Origin of the sequence: Mycobacterium hackensackense (genome assembly GCF_025822555.1) — a bacterium.
Classification (GTDB): domain Bacteria; phylum Actinomycetota; class Actinomycetes; order Mycobacteriales; family Mycobacteriaceae; genus Mycobacterium; species Mycobacterium fluoranthenivorans.
On sequence record NZ_JACKUC010000028.1, the window covers coordinates 101,956 to 122,211 of the forward strand.

Consider the following 20,256-nt stretch of genomic DNA (forward strand, 5'->3'; position numbering starts at 1 on the left):
CCGACGCCGCCGCACCGATCGAGGACACCCGCAGTGGTAAGACGAAGCAGTTTCTCAACGACCCCGCCGATGCGGCACTGGAGAGTCTGGCCGGGCTGGCACGGTCGGTGCCGGATCTGGTGGTGTGGGATGCCGACGCGCAGATCGTCCGCCGGGCGACGGCACAGGGTGCGGGCCGCGTGGGTCTGGTGTCCGGTGGCGGTTCGGGTCACGAACCGCTGCATGCCGGATTCGTCGGCGTGGGAATGTTGGCCGCGGCGGCGCCCGGTGCGGTGTTCGCCTCGCCGAGCACAGACCAGATCCTGGCCGCCACCCGGGCGGCATCGGCCGGAGGCGGTGTGTTGCACGTCGTGAAGAACTACACCGGCGACGTGCTGAACTTCCGCCACGCGGCCGAGGCCGCCCGGGCCGAGGGGATCGACGTGGCCAGCGTGCTCGTCGACGACGACGTCTCGGTCGACGGCTCCGATCACACGGTCGGCCGCCGCGGTACCGGCGCCACCCTGTTCGTGCACAAGATCGCCGGAGCGGTCGCCGAAGCCGGAGGGTCGCTGGAAGATGTGCACGCCGCGGCGGTGGACGTCGTCAACCGCAGCGCGAGTTTCGGTATCGCACTGACGTCCTCGTCGCCTCCGGGAGCCGGGCCGATCCTGGCGCTTGGTCCCGACGAGATCGAGATCGGTGTCGGCATCCACGGTGAACGAGGCCGTCGCAGTGACCGCCTTCGCCCGGCCGCCGATCTGGTGGCCGAGGCGGCGGAGATCCTGGTGGCCCACCTCGGGCTCGATGCGGGAAGCCAGGTGGTGGCGTTGGTCAACGGCCTCGGTGCGACACCGCTGATGGAGCTGTACCTGCTGTTCAACGATCTGGCCGATGAACTGTCCCGCCGGCGGATCGGTATCGCGCGAAATCTGGTCGGGAACTACGTGACCAGCCTGGACATGGCCGGTGCCTCTTTCACGCTGATGACCTTCGATGACGAGTTGGCCCAGTGGTGGGACGCCCCGGTGCACACCGCGGCGCTGCGATGGGGACGGTAGTCGCCGTGCCGGACAGCGTGGAGCTCCGGCACGCTATTGTTCGAACCCCATCGGCAACAGAGGAGAGCCAGTGACGCAACCAGAGCAGCAGCTGACGTTCGGGCAGAAGGTCAAGCTGGGCCTGCAGGCCGCAGGCGCCTTGGCCCGCAACCCGAAAGCACTGGTCGCGCTGGTGAAGTACAAGCTCGCCGAGCGGAAGTCGGCCAAGAACGCCGACTGACCCCGAAGGCTAGTCCTCGCCCGGTGTGACGATGATCGGTACCCGCAGCACCCGCAGGATCTTGGCGGCGGTCGACCCGATGAGCAGGCGCCGTGGCGGAGCCAGCCTGCTGGAGCCGAGCATCAGCAGGTCGCCGTCCGCCCAGTCGAGCTCGTCCACGGCGGCCTCGATGGTCGCACCGTCCGCGACGACGGCCGTCACGGCGAAACCCTCCGGAAGCGCAGCCTGCGCGGACTTCAGTGTGCGGTAAGCGTGTTCGCGGGCGGCCTCGATTCCGGCCGCGCCGTGCTGGTCGAGTGCTACCAGCGACACGAGCCGCAGTGGTGCGCCCGTGGCGCTGCTCGTCCGCACGGCGGCGTCGAGCAACCGGCGTGCGCCGGCACGGTCGCCGATCGCACACGTGACGGATCGGACGCGTTCCACTTCGGAGTGGCGGGTGCCCCGCGGCGCCACCGCGACCGGGACCGGCGCGGTATGCAACAGCTCATCGACCAGGGCGCCCAATGACAGGCTGCCGGCCAGCCCGCCGCCCGAGCCGCCCACCACGATGGCCTCGGCGTCGAGCCGAAGGGCTTCTGCGCCAAGGGCTTCGGCCACCGATTCCGCGACGATGACCTTTCCGTCGGCCGTGACGTCATCCGGCACCAGGCGCAGTGCCTCGGCCAGCCACGCCTGACCCTGTTCGGCCAGTACTTCGTGGTACCGATCCGAGGTCAGACGGGGCGTGGTCACGTCGTCGGGGGCCAGCACCAAGCACACCTGCAGATCCGTGCCGAGCGTACGGGCCAACCGCACGCCCAGCGACAAGGCGTCGGCCCCACCGGCTGTCGCGAGATAACCCACGACGAGCGTCATCGGGAACCGCCCTTCTTGCCGTGCTGGATATGGGGGATCGGGGTGCCCTCTTCGGCGAGGGTGTCCTCTTCGATTCTCATGGTCATCGGGTTGCGCAAGCCGCGGGTGACGTAGATCAGCAGGGTCAGTCCGATGACGAACCAGATGGCGCCGTAGAGCAGCGCGTCGAAGTGCAGGTTGAGCCACAGCACGGCAGTCAGCAGCATGCCGATGATCGGCAGCACGATGTTGGTGAAGATCTCCGCCGGCGTGTGTCGCTTCTTCTGATAGACGGCGAAGTACAGCAGCACGGTCAGATTGACCATGGTGAAGGCGATGAGGGCACCGAAGTTGATCATCGATGACACGAACTCGAGGGTGAACCGGAAGGCCAGCAGCGATACCGCGCCGACGATGAGCACGGCGTGCAGCGGCGTCAAGAACCTCGGGTGGATGTAGGACAGGAAACGCGGGATCCGGCCCGTGCCGTTGCGGGCCATCACGTAGATCATCCGGGACACGCTGGCGTGTGAGGACAGGCTGGAGGCGAACATGGCCGATAGCGCGGCCGAGACGAAGAGGATCTTGAAGAACTCGCCGCCCACCTTGAGCGCGAGCTCGGGAAGCGTGTCGTCGGTGACCTCGAAGCCGTCGAGGGTGGGGAAGGCGGCCTGGCTGAACCAGGCGCCGAGCAGGAAGATCGCGCCGCCGATGAGCAGCGCGAGGACGATCGCCTTCGGGACGGTGGTCGCCGACTTCGCCTCCTCGCTGTACATCGTGATGGCGTCGAATCCGATGAACGAGAAGCACACCACGGTGGCGCCCGCGATGACGGCCTGCATGTCGACGCCGGCGTGATAGAGCGGGGCAAGCGTCAGGGCGGTGCCCTGACCCAAGCCTCGGGTGAGGGAGATGTAGGTCAGGACGACGAAGATGCCGATCAGAAGGACCTGGAAGACCACCAGCACGCCGTTGATGCTCGAGGTGCCCTTGATGCTCCAACAGTTGAGTGCGGTGACGACCCCGACGTAGACGACGACGAATATCCACGACGGGGTGTCGGGGAAGAAGGACTCGAAGTAGATCCGGCCGATGACCGCGTTGACCATCGGCAGGAGCAGATAGTCCAGCAGGGAGGACCAGCCGACCAGGAAACCGACATTGGGGTGGATCACCTCGGAGGCGTAGGTGTACGCCGACCCGGCCGAGGGGAAGACGCGGGTCATCCGTCCGTAACTGAGCGCGGTGAAGATCATGGCGATCAGCGCCACGATGTAGGCAAGCGGGACCACCCCGTTGGTCTCTTCCGACACGATGCCGAAGGTGTCGAAGACGGTCATCGGCGTCATATAGCCGAGGCCGAGGCCGACAATCGCCCACAAGCCGAGCGACCTGGACAGGCGCGGGGAGGTGGAGACGCTACCTAAGGGAGCCTGCGGGGAAGTCTGCTGCACCCAAGAAGTGTGCGCTGTGCCACACCGATGCGGCCCGCTCCGTTCTGTACATTCCTGAGGTGATTTTGCACCACTCCGTATAATCGCCGGGTGCGTGTTTCGGTGGCGTGGGTGCTCACTCAGACGGGTTTGGCGCTTCGGCTGCGGGGTGGCGCGACCGGTGTGGGCCGTCCGATCGACGTGGTGCTCACCACCGAACTGGCCGATCCGTCGCGCTGGTTGTCGGGCAATGAACTCGTGCTCACGACCGGGATCAGACTTCCGGACACGGCCCCGCAGCGAGCCGCCTACCTACGCGAACTCGACGACCGCGGGGTGGCGGGTCTCGGATTCGCGACCGGCTTGACCCACCCGGCGGTACCGGAGGATCTCATCGCCGTGGCCGACGAGATCGGCTTACCGTTGATCGAGGTGCCGCTGGAGACACCTTTCGCCGCGATCGTCAAAGCCGTCACGGCCCGGATCGCCGAACTGCAGTACGACGACGTCGTCCGCGTGTCGAGGGCGCAGCCGCATCTCACCCGGGCGGTGATCACCGGGGGAGCGCACGCCGTGGCACGCGAACTCGGCCGCGCGCTGGCCGCCACGGTGGTGATCGTGGACACCGTCGGCGACGTGGTGGCATGTCATCCGGCGCCGGCCGATGTCACGGTACTGGACGAGATCCGACGCGCAGTGCTGCCGGGTGCCGACGCGGGCGCGACGACCGTCGTACTGAACGGGGCGCCGACCACCGTTGCGCACCAACGCATCCGAGTGGGATCGAGATCGTACGGCGAACTGGTGGTCATCGGGGCGCAGCCGCTCAGCCACATCGATCAGGTGCTGCTCGGACATGCGAACGCCCTTCTGGCCCTTGACTTCGACAAGCCGGCACGGCTGGCTGACGCCCAGCGCCGGCTGAATTCCTCGGCGCTGGGCTTGGTGCTGACCGCCACCGCCGACGTGCAGCCCGCGTGGACGTTGCTGGCCCCCGTTGCGGATTCGCATCGGCGGATTCGCGCCTTGTCGATCGACAGTGATTCGCGGGAGGTGCTGCCGGCTGTCGGTGCTGCGTGCGCGGACCTCCTTGAGCGCGAGGGGTATCAGTGTTTTGTGCATGCCGGCGAGGTCGAGGTGGTGGTCATCGTCCCGGGCGGGGTGGGCATCGATTTCGCGGGCCGGCTCATCGACGGGTTGGACGCGCCCACCCGCCGGGCCGTGCGGGTGGGGATGAGCGGAACACACGTGCTCGACGATCTGCCCACTGCCGTGCAGCATTCCGCGCGCGCCGCCGCGATGGCCACACGGGGCGGCGCGCCGGTCGAATTCGGGGCGGTGGCCGGTCAGATCCTGCTGTCCGACAATGCGAGCCGGAAGGTGCTCGCCACTGTGGCGGAGGCTGTGTTGGCGCCCCTGGTCGAGTACGACCGCGAGCAGCGCGGCGGCCTGATCGAAGCGCTTCATGCGTTTCTGGAGGCGAACGGGCAGTGGGAGACGGCCGCAGCGGAGCTCGGGATCCACCGGCATACGTTGCGAAACCGGATCAGGACTGCCGAAAGGCTGCTGGACTGCGATCTCGGTGTGGCCAGGGTGCGCGCCGAGTTGCTGCTGTCCTTGCTGGCCGGCGGTGAGGGGCGGGCACCGGTACCGAACTGAGGCATGCCGCCTTCGGTCGACGGCGGAGGTAGGGGTCGCGCCGATATTCAAATCATTCTATGATTATCGAATCGTCGTATTGCAAGATTGGAGGCGAACTCATGAGGTTCGGTGAAAGACGCCGTCGCGGCAAGCGGGTGGCGCTCGGTGCGGGTGTTCTGGCGGTCTGTGTGTGGTGCTGGCTGGGTGTGGATCAGATGGCGCTGTCGGGCACGACGACGCTGGGCCACAACAGCATCAACAACGCGGGGGTGTCGACGACCTACACCACCCCGGCTCCCGTGACGATGACGGTGGGCGTCACGACGTCGGTGACTACTCCGGAAGATGCGCCGGCGACGCCGATCGCGCGGCCCGCGCTCTAGGCTGCCTGCGCGCCAGGACGCGTTTGACCACGTGCGCGGCTGCGGCGTACACCAGCACGGTGGCGCCGATGAAGGAACAGCAGGCCGGCGAGAGCGGGCTCATGTGCAGCTTCGCAGCCAGCGGGCTGAACGGCAACCAGCATCCGGCGGCGGCCGCGGCGACGGTTGCCGATATCACCGCCAGGCTCGGGCGGCGCCGACCCCACGGCGCACCGCCGGTGCGCAGCACCAGCACCACCAACAACTGCGAGAGCAGGCCTTCGAGAAACCAGCCCGACTGGAAGACGGCATGGTCCCGGTCGCCGCCGAAAGCGAACCACAAAGCCCCGAAGGTGAAGACGTCGAATACGGAGCTCAACAGTCCGAAGATGACGATGAAGCCCACCAGTCCGTCGGAGCGCCATGTCCGCGGTCGGCTCAGGTAGTCGGGATCGACGTGATCCCACGGCAGGGCCAACTGGGCCAGATCGTAGAGCAGGTTCTGTACCAGCAGCTGCACGGGCAGGATCGGCACAATCGGTACCAACGCGCTGGCGGCAACCAGGGACAGGGCGTTGCCGAAGTTCGAACTCGCGGTGACGCGCACGTATTTCAACGTGTTGGCCACGGTGCGCCGGCCCTCCAGGACGCCGTCGGCGATGACGCCGAGATCGCGATCGAGAAGGATGAAGTCCGCCGCCGACTTGGCGGCCGGTGTCGAGGTGTCGGCGGCGATCCCGGCATCCGTGGCGCGCAGGGCCGCGATGTCGTTGAGCCCGTCCCCGACGAAGCCCACCACCGCGCCGGCCCGCTGGAAGGCGGTGACCACCCGCGCCTTCTGGTCAGGGGTGAGTTCGGCGAAGACGGTGGTGTCATTCGTGCGCCGCAGCAGTTGATCCTCGTCGAGATCCTCCAAATCGTCACCGACCACGACCGAGGCGACGTCGAGTCCGGCGCGTACGGCGGCGTCGACGGCGACGGCCTGGGCATCGCCGGTCAGGATCCGCACACCGACACCGTGCGTCTCCAGGGTGGCAATGGTGTCGGACACGTTCGCGCGCAACGGGTCCAGGAAGCAGAGAAATCCCAGCAGGACGAGATCCCGCTCATCGCGGGCGCCGTACTTCTCGAATCGCGCAGGCCCGCGGCGAATGGCGATGGCCTGCACTTGGAATCCGCGCGCGTGGCAGTCGCCGAGCACGAGGCGCCAGGACTCGTCCTGGTGGGACATCTCGATATCGCCGTGATCGGTGCGAATCCTGCTGCAACACTCCAACACCCGATCGGGGTCGCCACGGCAGATGAGGATGTGGGCTGCGCCGTCGGCCACCACCATGGTCGACCTGCGCCGGGTGTAATCGAAGCCGATCTCGGCGATCTTGGTGTGCTCACCCGCACCGGCCTGATCGGGTGGAGCCTCGGTCACCAGTGCGGTGATGGCCTCGCCATAGCGGATGTCGATGTCACAGCGGTGGCGTTCGGCAATGGCGGCGTACCACGCGGGGGCGCCGTCGAGGCGACCTGCGGTGTTCAGGCTGTGGGCGTAGACAATCCGGTCCTCGGTGAGAGTGCCGGTCTTGTCGACACACAGCACGTCCATCGCTCCCAGGTCGGCAATGGCGTTGAGCCGATTGACGATCACCTTCTGGCCCGCCATGCGCATCGCGCCGCGGGCCAGGTTCGATGTCACCACCACCGGCAACATCTCCGGTGTCAGGCCCACCGCGACGGCGACGGCGAGAACCGCGGCCTGCGCCCAGGAGCCGTCGACGAGACCGCGGATCACCATCACCGACGGGATCATCACCAGCATGAACCGGATCAGCGTCCAGCCCACCGACTGCACGCCGCGGTCGAAGCTCGAGCGCCGTGGCAGCCGCCGCGCCGTCGCCACCAGGCTGCGGGCGTAGGTCGCGGCGCCGGTGGCCAGGACCACCGCGGTCGCCGACCCCGCCAGCACCGTCGTGCCCGCCAGGCACAGCCGGGAACTGGCGGGGACCGGCCGGGTCGAGAAACTGGGCTCCTCCTCGCCGGACTTGCCGACGGGCAGCGACTCCCCGCTGAGGGTGGACTGGTCCACCAACAAGTCCAGGGATGTCACGATGCGCACATCGACGGGTAGCGCATCACCCGGGCGCAACACCACGATGTCACCGGCAACGACATCGTCGACGGGCACCTCCCGCTCCACGGCGGGGTCCCCGTCGGAGGCGCGCCGGCGCACCGTCATGGTGCTCGGGATGCTGCGGCGCAGAGCGGCCACCGCACGACTCGACCGGCCCTGCTGCCACAGTCGAAGGGCCACGGCGAGCAGGATCATCGCCGCGACCGTGATCGCCGCCCCGGCATCGCCGAGAACGGCGAAGACGATATCGAGTCCGGCCAGCAGCGCGACGAACGGTGAGCCCAGCGCAAGACCGACACGTCGAGGCGACCGAACGGCAGCGGTGCGGTGCCGATTCTCGGACATCGTGTGCGTGACGCGCCGTGCGGCCTCGGCTTCGGTGAGGCCGGCGGGGCCGCTGTCCATCGACCGATAGAGCAGAAACGACGACATCGCCGCGGATGCCCGCAACGTCGGTTCGGCCTCGGGGCGATCGTTCATCGGGTCGCCGTCCGCACGACGCGGCAGTCAAATGGTTGCACAACCATGCAAGAGCCGGGATGCTGACATCTGTCGAGAGAGGACGCCGCCACGTGCCGAAGAATTCCGAACCGCAGCCGCTCCCCGATGAGCTGTTGCAGGAGGCCGCCTCCACGATGGCGCTGCTGGCCACTCCGGTACGTCTGCACCTGCTGTGGCTGCTCTCGCACGGCGAGCAGGATGTCGGAACCCTGGCCGAAGCCATCGACCAGACGCTGCCCACCGTCAGCCACCATCTGAACAAGCTGAAGCTCGCCGGGCTGGTCGGTGACCGGGTTGCCGGCCGGCATCGGGTCTACATGGCCATCGATCAGGACGCCGTCGATCTGGCGACCTTGGTGATATCGCGGCGACTGGAACGGAAAAGCGGCCGGGCGCGCAAGCGGCGCGCCTGAGCCGACTTCGAGGACCATGCGCGCGAGTGTCCGGGTACATCCTGTGAACCGGCTGTCGGGAAGCCGGTGCGCGCGCTGTCAAAACTGATCGAGTTCGATCGGTAGTCAAACGATAACGCATTCAAATAATAGTTTGAATGAGCTGGTGGTAGGTGGTTTGTCTGGCGGCGGGTACCCACGCAGTGACACTCGACAGTTGGATAAGCGTTTGACTGTCGGGCCGCGGTGAGGTCTACTGATCTCAGTGCAGCGCCCCGGGTGGGCGCAATCGATGACCGATCGGAGGTGCCCTCATGAGTGAGGGAAGTAGTACACCGCCTCCATGCGCGCTCTCCGCCTGATCCGGTCGTATCCGGTGTGGCCGGCAGCCCGCATGGGGCCGGCGAGTGAGTACCTCCGCGTGACCGGGGATCCGTCCGCCCTGCGGTGACGTCCTGGGTGCGCAACAGCTGACTTGCGCACGAGTGCAACCGATCTGGATCTCAGCCGAGTCTCGGCGCCCAATACGCGGACCATCGAACCGAGGAGTGACACCACCATGGTCATGCTGCGCACCTATTCCCTGCGGGCCGCCTTCGCCCGGCCCTCCGTCCACGTCGGCGCTGACGTGATGGTCTTCGTCGGCGCGGCGGCACTGGTGTGGCTCGTGGTGCGACTGGTCCACAGTGCCGACGTGCCGTGGACCGTGCAGACGGCTCCGGCGTCGGTATCCACCGACCCTGCCGAATTGCCCTATTACGCAGGACGTTCGCTGCTGCGGATGTTCATCGCGCTCGGCGCCTCACTGGTGTTCACCTTCGTCTACGCGACGGTGGCGGCCAGATCCCGGCGCGCCGAGAAGGTGTTGATCCCGCTGCTGGACATTCTGCAGTCCGTGCCGATCCTCGGCTTTCTGTCGGTGACCGTCACCGGGTTCATCGCCTTGTTCCCGGGATCGGAACTCGGGTTGGAATGCGCGTCCATCTTCGCGATATTCACCTCGCAGGCGTGGAACATGACCTTCGCGTTCTACCACAGCCTGGTGTCCCAGCCGCGGGAGCTCGACGAGGCCGCTCGATTGCTCAGACTCTCACGCTGGCAACGCTTCTGGCGGGTCGATGTGCCCAGCGGAATGATCCCGCTGGTGTGGAACGGCATGATGAGTTTCGGCGGCGGGTGGTTCTTCCTCACCGCGTCGGAGGCGCTGAGTGTCGACAATCACGACTTCGCGCTCCCGGGCATCGGTGCCTATGTGGCCGCGGCCGGCGACAACGGTGAACTGAACAGAGTCCTGCTTGCCATCGCCGTCATGGTGGTGCTGGTGGTCGGTGTCAACGTGCTGTTCTGGCGCCCGTTGACCGCGTGGGCCGAGCGGTTCCGGATGGAGGATTCCGAATCCGCCGAGGCGCCGCGGAGCCTGACGCTGAACATCCTTCGACGCTCCCGTATCGGCCGCGGTGTCGGCCGCCCCCTGGGACTGCTGGTCAACCCGCTCGACCGACTGATGGCGGTGTTCGGTATCGCAGAGCATCCGTTGCGCACGCCCACGGCGCGCCGGCGGGTGGGGGACTGGGCGTTCGCCGCGACGGTGTGTCTGGTCGTCGGCTACGGAGCCTATCGTGCCGTCGATTTCATCTCGGCGACAGTCGGATTCGGCGAAGTCGGGCACGCGCTGCTGCTCGGCTCGGCGACGTTCGCCCGCGTCGTCGTGCTGGTGATCTTCGCGACCGTGGTCTGGGTGCCGGTCGGGGTATGGATCGGAATGAACCCGCGGGTGGCCAGAGCGGCGCAACCGGTGGTCCAGGTGCTGGCGTCCTTTCCCGCCAATTTCCTCTTCCCGCTCGTCGCGGCGGTGCTTCTGGCGACGGGGATCAGCCTCGATATCGGCGGCGTCCTACTGATGGCCCTCGGGGCGCAGTGGTACATCCTTTTCAACGTCATCGCCGGAGCCAGTGCCATACCCAATGACCTCCGCGAGGCTGCGGCGAGCCTACGTCTGCCGCGAATAGCGCTGTGGCGCAGCCTTATCCTTCCGGCGGTCTTCCCGAGCTATGTGACCGGCGGAATCACTGCCGCAGGTGGGGCGTGGAACGCGTCGATCGTGGCGGAGGTCGTCACGTACAACGGAACGACGCTGACCGCCACCGGACTCGGCGCCTATATCAAAGACGCCACCTCCAGCGGTGACACCGGACGGATCCTGGTCGGCGTCATCGTGATGAGTTTCTACGTCGTGCTGATGAACCGGCTGCTGTGGCACCGGTTGTACGCGATATCCGAACGACGCTTCGCCCTGTCCTGACTACCCCCACTTCTCCGAGGAGGTCACCCATGACGATCAACGAGGACATCCTGGTCAGCGTCGAGCGGGTGAGCAAGAGCTTCACCGGTGCCGGCGGCGACACGCTCCTGGTGCTCGACGACATCACGCTGGATCTGCGAGCCGGTGAAATCGTCGCGCTCCTGGGACGTTCCGGCTCCGGCAAGTCGACGTTGTTGCGCACCATCGCCGGTCTGATCGCCCCGTCGAGCGGGTCGGTGCGGTACCGCGGGCACGAGCTCAACGGCGCCAATCCCGGCACCGCAATGGTGTTCCAGACATTTGCGCTGATGCCGTGGCTCACGGTGCAGGACAATGTCGAGCTCGGGCTGGCCGCACGGGGAGTGCCGCCCGCGAGGCGGCGCGAGCAGGCGCTGCGGGCGATCGACACCATCGGCCTGGACGGATTCGAATCGGCCTATCCGAAGGAGCTTTCCGGCGGGATGCGTCAACGCGTCGGGTTCGCCCGCGCCTTGGTGCTCGAGCCGGACGTACTGCTCATGGATGAGCCGTTCTCGGCGCTCGACGTGCTCACCGCGGAGAACCTGCGTACCGAGCTGATGACGCTGTGGCGGGGACAGGATTTCCCCACCCGGTCGATTTGCCTGGTGACCCACAACATCGAGGAGGCCGTGCTGCTCGCCGACCGTGTCATCGTCCTCGGCGCGAATCCGGGCCGGATCCGCGCCGAGGTCGGCATCGACCTGCCACGCCCGCGGGACCGTCGTTCGCCGGCCTTCGCCGCACACGTCGACCGCCTCTACCAACTGCTCACCGGAACGGCGGCCGGCGCCGTCACCGAATCGACCGATGCGACACCGACCGACACCCCACTGCCCGACGCGACGGTCGGCGGCCTCGCCGGACTGGTGGAGATCGTCTATGCCCGAGGCGGGCACGTCGACCTGCCGGAGCTGGCCGCGGCGCTGAACTTCGAGATCGACGACCTGCTCCCGCTGGTGGATGCCGCCGAACTACTGGGGTTGTTGGATGTCGAACGTGGCGACATCGAACTGACCACGGTGGGAACCGGATTCACCACCGCCGGCATCCAGCGCAGCAAGCAGATCTTCGCCGAACTGGCCCGCACCCGCGCGCCGCTGGTCCGGACGATCTGCACGGCGCTGCAGTCCAGCGCGGACGGAAACCTGCGTGCCGGGTTCTTCCTCGACCTGTTGCGCCGAGGGTTCGGTCCCGACGATGCCAAGAGGCAACTGGACATCGCGATCGATTGGGGCCGCTACGCGGAGTTGTTCGATTACGACACCGATCACGACCAGATATCGGCGGATCCGACGGCCGATCTGTCCGGCGCGGCGGCGGCTCCGCCACGGGTGCGGACAGGCCCGATCTGACGGGAGCCGGACCGCCCGCCGGCCGCGGTGCTACGCGATCCGGCGCAGTGCGACCACGTCTCGTTCGACGCAGCCGACGCGGTCGGCGGCTTCTGCCACCGACAGCGTCGGATCGAGCAGAATCTCCAATTCGGCAGGGGAGAACCAAGGTTCGTCATCCCAAGGGGCGTGGTCCCATCCGGCATCTTCAAAGCCGGAAAACAGTCGCTTGCTCAACTCGAACCTCTGCGGGCATTGTCGGCTGTCGCTGTCTTCGATGAAGCGAATTCACTGGTACCGCTGCGGCACCGTGTGCAGAAGTCTACCGGCTGGGACGGCTTTCCGGGTGGCGGCAGGTGACCGGTTGGACCCCGGTGGAGGCCGTGAATCGCCAGGTCAGACCCGTTTCGGCGGGTGAAAGTACTGCCCTCGGGCCGTGATCGTTTCGTTATGCACCTGATACACCCCCATGACCGTCGCGCTCGGTTCGGTGACCGGCCCGAAACCCGCTATGGCGCTTCGGGAATCCCGGTCAGCCCAGCGGATCACCGTCGACGACATCGCTGATGGTCACGTCGATCGGACCCGACGGTGTACGCCCGTCGTCGTCGAGGTCATCGAGGATCAGGCGGACCGTGTCGATCACGGTGCGGCGGATATCGTCCCCGAGTTCGTGCAGTTGAGTGCCGTAGCTTCCGGTGACGTCGATATCGATCGCGCGCAGTACGTTGCCCTCGAGCGTGAAGGCGATGCGCGTGGGCTGGCAGACGAACTTGCGCCGCAACTCCCGCGCCAGCAGGCTGCGCAGCGCGTGATCGCTGATGTAGACCACGCCGTGCCCGAGGTCGCGTGAGGCGCGGATGGGCCAGCCGGGGAGCGACGCCGCATGCACGGCGGCACGCACCTTCGCGCTGATGGCATCCCACCCGGGCTCGGGCGCAGTTCTCAGGTACGAGGCCGCGCGGTGCAGGAAAGGATCTGACTCCGTCACTGCCACCTCCTCAACAGAACTCGCAAGGCCTTCGTCGCCCGGATGTGGTGACCGCGCACGGCGTCGGGACTGAGTTGCAGAACTTCGCCGATCTCAGGAAACGTCATCAGTTCGATTTCACGCATCATCCAAACCGCACGCTGGCGCACGGGCAACTCGCCGAGCGCAACTTCGAGCGCATCCAGAAAAGCGGCGTTCGATGCGGCGGTGAACGGGTCCGCCGTGGTGTCCGGCCCTGCCAACGGCTCCAGCACCCAATCCTCGACCGGATTGGCACGTTTGAGCCGGTGCGTGTCGGCGATTTTGCGGTAGCAGATCGCGAACAGCCACGTCCGTAGCGAGGAGGACCCGCGAAAGCCGGCGATCTGCCGCCACGCAGCAACGAAGGTGTCCTGCACCACGTCCGCGACATCTGCTTCCGAGGCCAACATCCGCCGCGCGTACCGGTACAAGACCGGGCCGTACCGGGTCACGATGGCGTCGAAGGCCTCTCGGTCACCGACAGCGGCCGAGACCCGAAGGGCCTCGTCATCGGCGTCGCGCAGGTCGCCGTCGGTTGGCGCTCTCACCCCACCCCGCTCCCAGTTACGCTTGACTGCTGCCCCAGATATCGACTCTGGCGCCGCAGGCAAGCATGCTATGCCCGTTGCGCCGGCCTTAGCTGGGGGTCCGGTGTGTGTCATGTATCACGCCGGAAGGACGTTCGGTTCGGGGTGTTCGCCCCGACTAACCATGAGTTGCTCGTCAGATCGGATCAGAGGGGAGAGGCGATGACCAGCGCACAGCTCGGTACAGATGCAGCCGGCAAAGAGGTCAGCCCGTATCAAGGGTCACCGTTGGTGAGTTCGCAGGGCAAGACCACGATCGCCGGGGTGGTGGTGTCGAAGATCGCCGGGATCGCCACCCGTGAGGTCAGCGGCGTGCACGACCTGGGTGCCGGCGCATCCAGGGTGGTCGGCGCGCTGCGTGAGCGGATCCCGGGTGCCAGCGTCAACCAGAGCCAGGGCGTGTCGGTCGAGATCGGGGAGAAGCAGGCGGCCGTCGACATCGACATCGTCGCCGAATACGGGGTGGCGATCGCCGATCTGGCCGCGGGCATCCGGCGCAACGTCATCGCCGCGATCGAGCGGATGACCGGACTCGAGGTCACCGAGGTCAACATCACGGTGCACGACGTGTACCTCGACGGCGACGGTGCCGACGACGCCGATGCGGCGCCCGCGCGTGTCCAGTGAGGTACCGGCAGCGGCCGACCCGGCCGAGGAGCAAGCGGAGCGCATCGCCTCGGCGGTGATCGCCATCGACGGCGTCGCCGGGTTGCATGCCGGCATGTTCGGCGAGGTGGCCACCTACCTGCCCGGCCGCCGGGTGGCGGGGATCCGGCTGGGGCCGGACCGGGTCGATGTCCACGTGAGCCTGGCGCTCGATGCGCCGGTGCGGCCGACGGCCACCGCCATCCAGCGAGCGGTCGCCGCGATCACCGATCTGCCCGTCGACGTCACTGTCGAGGATCTCGTGCCTGTGACACCGGCGTCCGGGCGAGAACTGCGATAGTGCGCGGTGTGGCGGCGCGACGAGGGGCGCGCCGCCACACCTCTTATGAATTCATTTGTGCCAGTGAGATTTTCCTTCCGGAAGGTGCGCGTCATGACCTCGTCGACATTGGGGCTGGTTGCGGGATTGTTGCTTGGAGTGGCCGCGGCCGCCGGTGGACTGTGGGGTTTCCTCATCGCGCTCCTGCTCGGGGTGGCGGGTTACCTGATCGGTGCCCACCGCGATGGCGAGCTGGATCTCGGGTCATTACTGCGGGGCCGCGGCCGTGAGTGAGGTGCACGAGGACGACGACGCCGCCACCCGGGGCAACCTGACGGTCCGGGAGAAGGTCGCCCAGCGGCTCGCGGTCCGCGCCGCGCTCGACACACCGGGTGTGGTGCCGTTTTCGGCCGGCCTGGCCAAGGTCGCGGGCCGGTCGTTGCCCCAGGCGCAGCTGACCGTCACCGGAAGCCGGGTCGCGGCGCACCTGCGGGTCACCGTCGGGTGGCCGGCATCCGCGGTCGAGGTGGCCCGTGCCGTCCAGGCCAATGTCGCGCAGACCCTCTCCGCCATGGCCGGGCTGCACGTCGACCGTGTCGACGTCACGGTCGAACAGTTCAGCACCACCACCACCGACGCGAAGAGGACCCGATGACGACCGCCGACACAGCGGGGCTGCCCGCACCTGGCCGGGTACCGGTCGCCGCCGCGACCGCTCGCCATATCGGCGTGGCGCTGGCCCTGGTGGTCCTGAGCGCCGGGGTGTTCGCACTGCGCGAGGCCGGGGTCGCGCTGGGCTGGATGGCCGGAACGTCGTGGATCGGGGCCGCCCTCACGGCGGTGGACGGTCTGTCCAGTGAGTGGTGGATGGTCCCGGCCGGCGCGGTCGCGCTGATCGTCGGCGCATGGATGGTGTTCTCGGCCTTGCGGCCGCGGCGCAAGACCGCCGTCGCCGTCGATGCCCGAGCGGCTGTCTGGATGCGTCCGCGGGATGTGGCACGACTGGCGTCCCACGCGGCCACCTCCGTGTCCGGTGTCGAGGTGCTGCGTTCGGAGGCGACCCGCCGCAAGGTGATTCTCTATGTCGGTGTGTCCGGCACCGAATCCGATGCCGGCGCCAAGGGCGCGATCACCGCCGCGGTCGGCAGCGCCACCGAGATCCTCCTGCCGCCGCCGCAGGTCGCGGTGCGGATCGTGACGAGCGGGTCGGCATGAGCCTGCGCCCGACCGATGTGCTCGACCGTGCTGCGACGCTGGTCGTAGGCCTCGTGCTGGCCGCGATCGGTGCGGCCGCGGTCCTGTGGCCCCTCCATGTGGTGCGCGGTGTCCCGGAGCGCATCACCGCGGAACCGGCCGCGCACGCCACCACGTCGAGCTGGTGGCCGTGGGCACTGGCCGGGGCGGGGGCGTTGCTGGTGGTGATCGGGCTGCTCTGGGTGGTGTCTCATATCCCGACCCGCAAAGCACCGGTGCTGCGCGTGTCCGGTGGGACTGACCCGGGACTCGTCACGGTGAACCTGAACGGTGTCGCCTCGGCGGCGGCCGCGGCCTTGGAACAGGACCCGAACGTGCAGTCCGCCAAGGGAAAGGCGGTCACCGATCGCGGTACCGCGACCGTCGAACTGACCGTCACCGTCGCCCATCCGGCCGCTGTGCGTGAGGTGATCGGCGCAGTCGACGCGACATGCGGTCACATCGCCCAGGCCACCGGCGATTCCGCAGTCGCGACGCGCACCCTCCTGCAGGTCGTCAAAGCCGGCGGCACCTCCCGGAAGCCCCGGAACCTCGAATGATCCGCTTGACCAGTGACGCCGCCGTCGCCGCCCTGTTCGCGGGTGCGATCGTCCTCGGCGGCGTCATCCGCGCGCTCGCCAAACTGGTCGAACGCCCGAAATCCGCATCCCCAGACAAGGAGTCAGATGTCCAGCACCGACGATCACGGTGAGCGGTTGTTCGCCTGGGCCGTACTCGCACCGGTGCTGACCCGGCACTACTCGATCGTGGCTCCCAGCGACCCGGAGGTATCGGTGTGCGCGTGCTCACCGGGCATTCGCCGCAGCATCGACGAGTGGGCGCGCCACGTCAGTGATGCGGTCGCCGCCAGCATCGCCTGAACGGTCAGGCCGGGAAGAACCCGTCACCGGTGAAGAAGCCGGGCTGCCAGCCCTGCGCACCGAGGCACAGCATCGGCTTCCCGTCCGGCGATTGGGCCGCCGCCTGCGGCCCCGGGCACGGCGCACCGGTCTGCTGCACGCCGTACAGCGGATAGGACGGCATCCAGAATCCGGTGTACACCGGCGGCCACTGGTTGGGCACCCAGCGGCACATCATCGCCTGGCCGCCGGGGCCCCGCCCGAAGGTGAACAGCTGATAGTTGTCGCACGGTGCGCCCGAGGAGGCGTCATAGCTCATCCCGGGCACGTCGCTGGGGTAGCGGCCGGGCTCGTCATCGGCGAGCGCCGGTGCGGCCGTCCCGAACGCGGCACATGCAATGGTCGCCGCCACGGTCAGTTCACGAATCATGTCCCCACCCTCGAAGTTGCCGTCCCGACCCCGCCGCGGCAAAGCTTAATCCCGAAGCGGGGCGGTCACGGCTTATTCGGGAGCGTCGAGCACGCTGACGGCGATGCCGTACGGCAGGAACCGCACGCGGCGGGCCGCGTCGGTGTTGTTCTTGTTGGCCCGCAGTGCCTCGAGTTCGCTGGGGTAGACCTCTTCGATGTGGGCGCCGCCCGCCTCGTCGACGGTGTAGATGGCCCAGACGCCGTCCCCGGTCTCCCCGGTGGCCTCCGGTCCGGCCGGGCGGGACTGAGCGGTGAACTGATCGATCAGCGTGGACCAGCCGGCGCGTTTGCCGAATCGGTCGAGCGCGTCGCGCAGTCCTTCGCCGGCCTCGCGGGCGAGGCGATCGAATTCTTCGGGGTCGATTCCGAACGGCCCGTTCTGGCTCATTGCCGTCCTCCTTCACACCGGGGTGGTAAAGGAAAGGATATGTCGACAACACCAGCGGCGGTTCTGGCCACGGTCGAGCGCTCCCCGGCTGCCGTCGCCGGCCACGATCGCCAGGCCTGGGTGGGGTTGTTCACCGCGGACGGACGGGTGGAGGATCCGGTCGGCTCGCGGCCGCATATCGGCCGGGATCAGCTGGCGCGGTTCTACGACACCTTCATCGGTCCGCGGACCATCACCTTCCACCGGGACGTGGACATCGTCACCGGAGGGCTGGGGCCACCTCTTGCTCGCGGGGGAGAGCGAAGCGACCCGGGAAACGGCACGCGTTCCACGGTGCTGCGCGATCTGGTGCTGGAGGTCGCGATGGGCTCCCGGGACAGCGCCTCCGTCACCATGCACATCCCGGCGATCCTGCGCTACGACGTGCAATCACACGGCGGTGAACTGCGGATCGCCGCGCTGCGGGCCTACTGGGAACTGCCCGCGATGGCCGTCCAGTTCGCCCGCTGCGGGGTGGCCGCGGTGCCGGCAGGCCTGCGGCTGACGGCCACGCTGCTGCGCAATCAGGGTCTGGTGGGGGCTGCCGGGTTCATGGCCGGCATACCCGGTGTGGGAACCCGCGGTAAACGGCTGGTCTCGGATCTCCTGGCCGACGCCGCAGCCGGCGACGAGGTGGCGGTGAAACGCCGGCTCGGCTCCACACCGCGGGTGACGGCCGGCGACGATGCGGTGCTGCCACAGTCGGAGCTGGTCGGTCTGCTGGCCGGCACCCGGGTCCGCACGCTGCTGGCGGCGGGTCGGTCCGTCGCGGCTCGCCTGAGCGGGGGAGGTCGGGATCTGGTGCTCATCGCGGAGTTCGGCACTCATCCGACGGCGCTGCGCGGGCTTCGGGTGTTCGCCGACGATCGATAACCGGGGTGGGTTGTGCGACGCCGCACCGCGGACGTGAGACGGTAGGTTCACCATGTCTGACATTGAGTACCCGATGGGGTACATGACCTACGAAGAGTTCGGCCGAAAGTTCTTCGATGTCGCGGTCAGTGAGCGGCGCGTCGGCGACGCCATCAGCGCGATCGCCGGTGACGAGTTCCAGATGGGTCCGATCAGCCAGGGGCCGGGCGGGATCGCCAAGGTCACCGCGAAGGTCAGGGTCCAGAACCCCCGCGTCACCCGCCATTTCGGGGAGAACTTCACGTTCGACATCAGGATCCCGCTGGAGATCAACATGGTCGTCGACCTGAAGATCGACAAACCGCAGTTCAGCGTCTTCGGCGAGATCGCGTTGCAGGCCGTCGCGCGGGCGGCCGAGCCGCTGGTCCTCATGCTCGATGTGCGCAAGCCGCACTCCCGGGACATCGCCATCCACGTCACCTCGCGGACCCTGCGCGCCGAGGTATTGCGGGTGATGGCCGGTATCGATGCCGAGATCAAGCGGTTCATCGCGATCCACGTGGGCGGTGAGATCGACAACCCTGCGGCGCAGCAGGCCAAGGTGATCAACATCGCCGAGATGATCGACTCGACATGGACCGGTATCTGATCCGTACCCTTGCGCGCGTGCTCAGCGCGAAAGCCGGATTAGCGGGCGTCTGACCGGGCCACCACGGGGCTCAGCTGCGGATGCCGGGGGCCGCCGCCGATACTGGCCGACCGCCCGCGCAGATGCCGCCAGATCCATGGCATCAGCATGTTCTGAGTCCACATGGCCTGCGAGTACAGCCGCGAGCGCAGCGACTGCTCGGTGTCCGCCGCCGCCGCGTATGCCCAGTCGTGGCTGCTGCCCGGTAATCCCAACGCCTCCGCCGCTGCGGCGGTGAACAGCTGGTGCCCCTTGGTGCTGCCGTGCACGCGGTCGGTGCTCCAGTTCTCGGGGTCGGTCATCGAATCGGCGTGGTACAGATCGATGAGCCGGAAGCCGTGCCGGTCGGCCGCGGCGCGGATGACGTCGTTGATCCGCAGCACGCGCGCCACCAGGATCCGGCCGGCGGGCAGGACCCTGGCCAGATTTGGAAAGGTCGTCGTCACCACGGTCGCGCCGGTGAGGGCCAGCCGGTCGTGCAGGATATCCAGATCGACCAGGGCCTGGTCGAACTTGCGACCCGGCCGTGTCACGTCGTTCATGCCCACGCACATCGTGATGAGGTCCGGCCGCATGGCCACGGCTTCGGGCAGCTGCACCTCCAGCACGTCACGGATCCGCTTGCCCCGGACCGCGAGATTGGCGTACTCGATACCCGGGGAGTAGCCGTCGAGCAGCCAGGCCAGCCGATCGGCGAAGCCGATGAGGGCGCCGGTGTCATCGGTGTCCCAGAGTCCCTCGGTCTGGCTGTCACCCAGGGCGACATAACGTGAGTAGTGGACGTCGACCACGGTGGTGACTGTAGTGCTCCGCCGCCCCGATTCGCCCGCGGCGCACCACACCTGCCGTGGGCGGACCGCGCTTCCGGTGCAGGTCAACGCGGTGCTTCACACCCGATGCGGAAGATGGACGCCGCCCGGTGGCGGCGCATTCATCCCGTGTTCACCGACCGTGTGGGCGATGTCACGGCGGTTCTGCGGACGCTGACCCCGGTCCCTA

At 67.7% G+C, this 20,256-nt stretch carries 26 protein-coding genes; 17 read left to right on the forward strand and 9 right to left on the reverse strand.

Annotation, left to right across the window (positions count from 1 at the left end; all coding sequences use genetic code 11):
• Positions 1-17: 17 nt before the first annotated feature.
• Positions 18-1,040, forward strand: coding sequence for a dihydroxyacetone kinase subunit DhaK (locus tag H7J86_RS02115; protein ID WP_235633006.1), 1,023 nt, complete (start codon positions 18-20; stop codon positions 1,038-1,040).
• Between the two features lie 70 nt (positions 1,041-1,110).
• A complete protein-coding gene (locus H7J86_RS02120; RefSeq protein WP_170847376.1) occupies positions 1,111-1,260 on the forward strand; it encodes a hypothetical protein in 150 nt (49 codons plus the stop codon).
• 9 nt (positions 1,261-1,269) lie between these two features.
• On the opposite strand, the gene H7J86_RS02125 is transcribed toward H7J86_RS02120, so the two are convergent.
• Positions 1,270-2,115, reverse strand: coding sequence for a universal stress protein (locus H7J86_RS02125; protein ID WP_267289101.1), 846 nt, complete (start codon positions 2,113-2,115; stop codon positions 1,270-1,272).
• Complete coding sequence (locus H7J86_RS02130) at positions 2,112-3,548, reverse strand: APC family permease (protein WP_267289103.1); 1,437 nt, start codon at positions 3,546-3,548, stop codon at positions 2,112-2,114. Before H7J86_RS02130 ends, H7J86_RS02125 begins: the two co-directional genes overlap by 4 nt.
• Before the next feature lie 102 nt (positions 3,549-3,650).
• Here H7J86_RS02130 and H7J86_RS02135 point away from each other — a divergent pair, with 102 nt between their 5' ends.
• Positions 3,651-5,186: a PucR family transcriptional regulator gene (locus tag H7J86_RS02135; RefSeq protein WP_267289289.1), complete on the forward strand. Its 1,536-nt coding sequence runs from the start codon at positions 3,651-3,653 to the stop codon at positions 5,184-5,186.
• 101 nt (positions 5,187-5,287) lie between these two features.
• Complete coding sequence (locus tag H7J86_RS02140) at positions 5,288-5,551, forward strand: hypothetical protein (protein ID WP_090361052.1); 264 nt, start codon at positions 5,288-5,290, stop codon at positions 5,549-5,551.
• Here H7J86_RS02140 and mgtA read toward each other — a convergent pair.
• A complete protein-coding gene (gene mgtA / locus H7J86_RS02145) occupies positions 5,502-8,135 on the reverse strand; it encodes a magnesium-translocating P-type ATPase (protein ID WP_267289105.1) in 2,634 nt (877 codons plus the stop codon). The genes H7J86_RS02140 and mgtA overlap by 50 nt on opposite strands.
• 92 nt (positions 8,136-8,227) lie before the next feature.
• On the opposite strand from mgtA, the gene H7J86_RS02150 reads away from it, so the two are divergent.
• The 3 genes from H7J86_RS02150 to H7J86_RS02160 all read left to right on the forward strand — a co-directional run bounded on the left by H7J86_RS02150 (position 8,228) and on the right by H7J86_RS02160 (position 12,223).
• On the forward strand, positions 8,228-8,569 hold the full coding sequence (locus H7J86_RS02150) for an ArsR/SmtB family transcription factor (protein ID WP_235683297.1): 342 nt from the start codon (positions 8,228-8,230) through the stop codon (positions 8,567-8,569).
• Between the two features lie 538 nt (positions 8,570-9,107).
• Positions 9,108-10,850 (forward strand): ABC transporter permease, encoded by a 1,743-nt coding sequence (locus H7J86_RS02155; protein ID WP_267289107.1) that lies wholly within the window; start codon positions 9,108-9,110, stop codon positions 10,848-10,850.
• 29 nt (positions 10,851-10,879) lie between these two features.
• Positions 10,880-12,223, forward strand: coding sequence for an ABC transporter ATP-binding protein (locus tag H7J86_RS02160; protein WP_267289109.1), 1,344 nt, complete (start codon positions 10,880-10,882; stop codon positions 12,221-12,223).
• A gap of 30 nt (positions 12,224-12,253) precedes the next feature.
• Here the strand turns inward: H7J86_RS02160 and H7J86_RS02165 are convergent, their stop codons facing one another.
• From H7J86_RS02165 to H7J86_RS02175, 3 genes are all read right to left on the reverse strand, one after another.
• Positions 12,254-12,439 (reverse strand): hypothetical protein, encoded by a 186-nt coding sequence (locus tag H7J86_RS02165; RefSeq protein WP_090361040.1) that lies wholly within the window; start codon positions 12,437-12,439, stop codon positions 12,254-12,256.
• Between the two features lie 295 nt (positions 12,440-12,734).
• On the reverse strand, positions 12,735-13,193 hold the full coding sequence (locus H7J86_RS02170) for a hypothetical protein (protein ID WP_267289111.1): 459 nt from the start codon (positions 13,191-13,193) through the stop codon (positions 12,735-12,737).
• Complete coding sequence (locus H7J86_RS02175) at positions 13,190-13,738, reverse strand: RNA polymerase sigma factor (protein WP_372517214.1); 549 nt, start codon at positions 13,736-13,738, stop codon at positions 13,190-13,192. Before H7J86_RS02175 ends, H7J86_RS02170 begins: the two co-directional genes overlap by 4 nt.
• Before the next feature lie 225 nt (positions 13,739-13,963).
• Between H7J86_RS02175 and H7J86_RS02180 the strand changes: the two genes are divergently transcribed.
• The 8 genes from H7J86_RS02180 to H7J86_RS02215 all read left to right on the forward strand — a co-directional run bounded on the left by H7J86_RS02180 (position 13,964) and on the right by H7J86_RS02215 (position 16,840).
• Positions 13,964-14,428, forward strand: a complete 465-nt coding sequence (locus tag H7J86_RS02180) for an Asp23/Gls24 family envelope stress response protein (RefSeq protein WP_090361033.1) — start codon at positions 13,964-13,966, stop codon at positions 14,426-14,428.
• On the forward strand, positions 14,403-14,747 hold the full coding sequence (locus H7J86_RS02185) for an Asp23/Gls24 family envelope stress response protein (RefSeq protein WP_267289115.1): 345 nt from the start codon (positions 14,403-14,405) through the stop codon (positions 14,745-14,747). The genes H7J86_RS02180 and H7J86_RS02185 overlap by 26 nt, the downstream gene beginning before the upstream one ends.
• A gap of 93 nt (positions 14,748-14,840) precedes the next feature.
• On the forward strand, positions 14,841-15,020 hold the full coding sequence (locus tag H7J86_RS02190; RefSeq protein WP_267289117.1) for a hypothetical protein: 180 nt from the start codon (positions 14,841-14,843) through the stop codon (positions 15,018-15,020).
• Positions 15,013-15,381, forward strand: a complete 369-nt coding sequence (locus tag H7J86_RS02195) for an Asp23/Gls24 family envelope stress response protein (RefSeq protein WP_267289119.1) — start codon at positions 15,013-15,015, stop codon at positions 15,379-15,381. The genes H7J86_RS02190 and H7J86_RS02195 overlap by 8 nt, the downstream gene beginning before the upstream one ends.
• Entirely contained in the window at positions 15,378-15,941 is a 564-nt protein-coding gene (locus H7J86_RS02200) for a DUF6286 domain-containing protein (RefSeq protein ID WP_267289121.1), read from the forward strand. Before H7J86_RS02195 ends, H7J86_RS02200 begins: the two co-directional genes overlap by 4 nt.
• Positions 15,938-16,519, forward strand: coding sequence for an Asp23/Gls24 family envelope stress response protein (locus H7J86_RS02205; RefSeq protein ID WP_267289123.1), 582 nt, complete (start codon positions 15,938-15,940; stop codon positions 16,517-16,519). The genes H7J86_RS02200 and H7J86_RS02205 overlap by 4 nt, the downstream gene beginning before the upstream one ends.
• A 5-nt stretch (positions 16,520-16,524) precedes the next feature.
• A complete protein-coding gene (locus H7J86_RS02210; RefSeq protein WP_170847375.1) occupies positions 16,525-16,671 on the forward strand; it encodes a hypothetical protein in 147 nt (48 codons plus the stop codon).
• Positions 16,646-16,840: a hypothetical protein gene (locus H7J86_RS02215; RefSeq protein ID WP_090361018.1), complete on the forward strand. Its 195-nt coding sequence runs from the start codon at positions 16,646-16,648 to the stop codon at positions 16,838-16,840. The genes H7J86_RS02210 and H7J86_RS02215 overlap by 26 nt, the downstream gene beginning before the upstream one ends.
• A 4-nt stretch (positions 16,841-16,844) precedes the next feature.
• On the opposite strand, the gene H7J86_RS02220 is transcribed toward H7J86_RS02215, so the two are convergent.
• Together H7J86_RS02220 and H7J86_RS02225 are read right to left on the reverse strand one after the other, a co-directional pair.
• On the reverse strand, positions 16,845-17,249 hold the full coding sequence (locus tag H7J86_RS02220; RefSeq protein ID WP_090361015.1) for a hypothetical protein: 405 nt from the start codon (positions 17,247-17,249) through the stop codon (positions 16,845-16,847).
• Between the two features lie 72 nt (positions 17,250-17,321).
• Complete coding sequence (locus tag H7J86_RS02225; protein WP_267289125.1) at positions 17,322-17,678, reverse strand: Rv0313 family protein; 357 nt, start codon at positions 17,676-17,678, stop codon at positions 17,322-17,324.
• 39 nt (positions 17,679-17,717) lie between these two features.
• Here H7J86_RS02225 and H7J86_RS02230 point away from each other — a divergent pair, with 39 nt between their 5' ends.
• Together H7J86_RS02230 and H7J86_RS02235 are read left to right on the forward strand one after the other, a co-directional pair.
• Complete coding sequence (locus H7J86_RS02230; RefSeq protein ID WP_267289127.1) at positions 17,718-18,590, forward strand: nuclear transport factor 2 family protein; 873 nt, start codon at positions 17,718-17,720, stop codon at positions 18,588-18,590.
• A 52-nt stretch (positions 18,591-18,642) separates the two neighbouring features.
• Positions 18,643-19,218, forward strand: coding sequence for a hypothetical protein (locus H7J86_RS02235; protein ID WP_090361006.1), 576 nt, complete (start codon positions 18,643-18,645; stop codon positions 19,216-19,218).
• A gap of 38 nt (positions 19,219-19,256) precedes the next feature.
• Here H7J86_RS02235 and H7J86_RS02240 read toward each other — a convergent pair whose 3' ends face one another.
• Positions 19,257-20,048: an SGNH/GDSL hydrolase family protein gene (locus H7J86_RS02240; protein ID WP_090361571.1), complete on the reverse strand. Its 792-nt coding sequence runs from the start codon at positions 20,046-20,048 to the stop codon at positions 19,257-19,259.
• Positions 20,049-20,256: the final 208 nt, after the last annotated feature.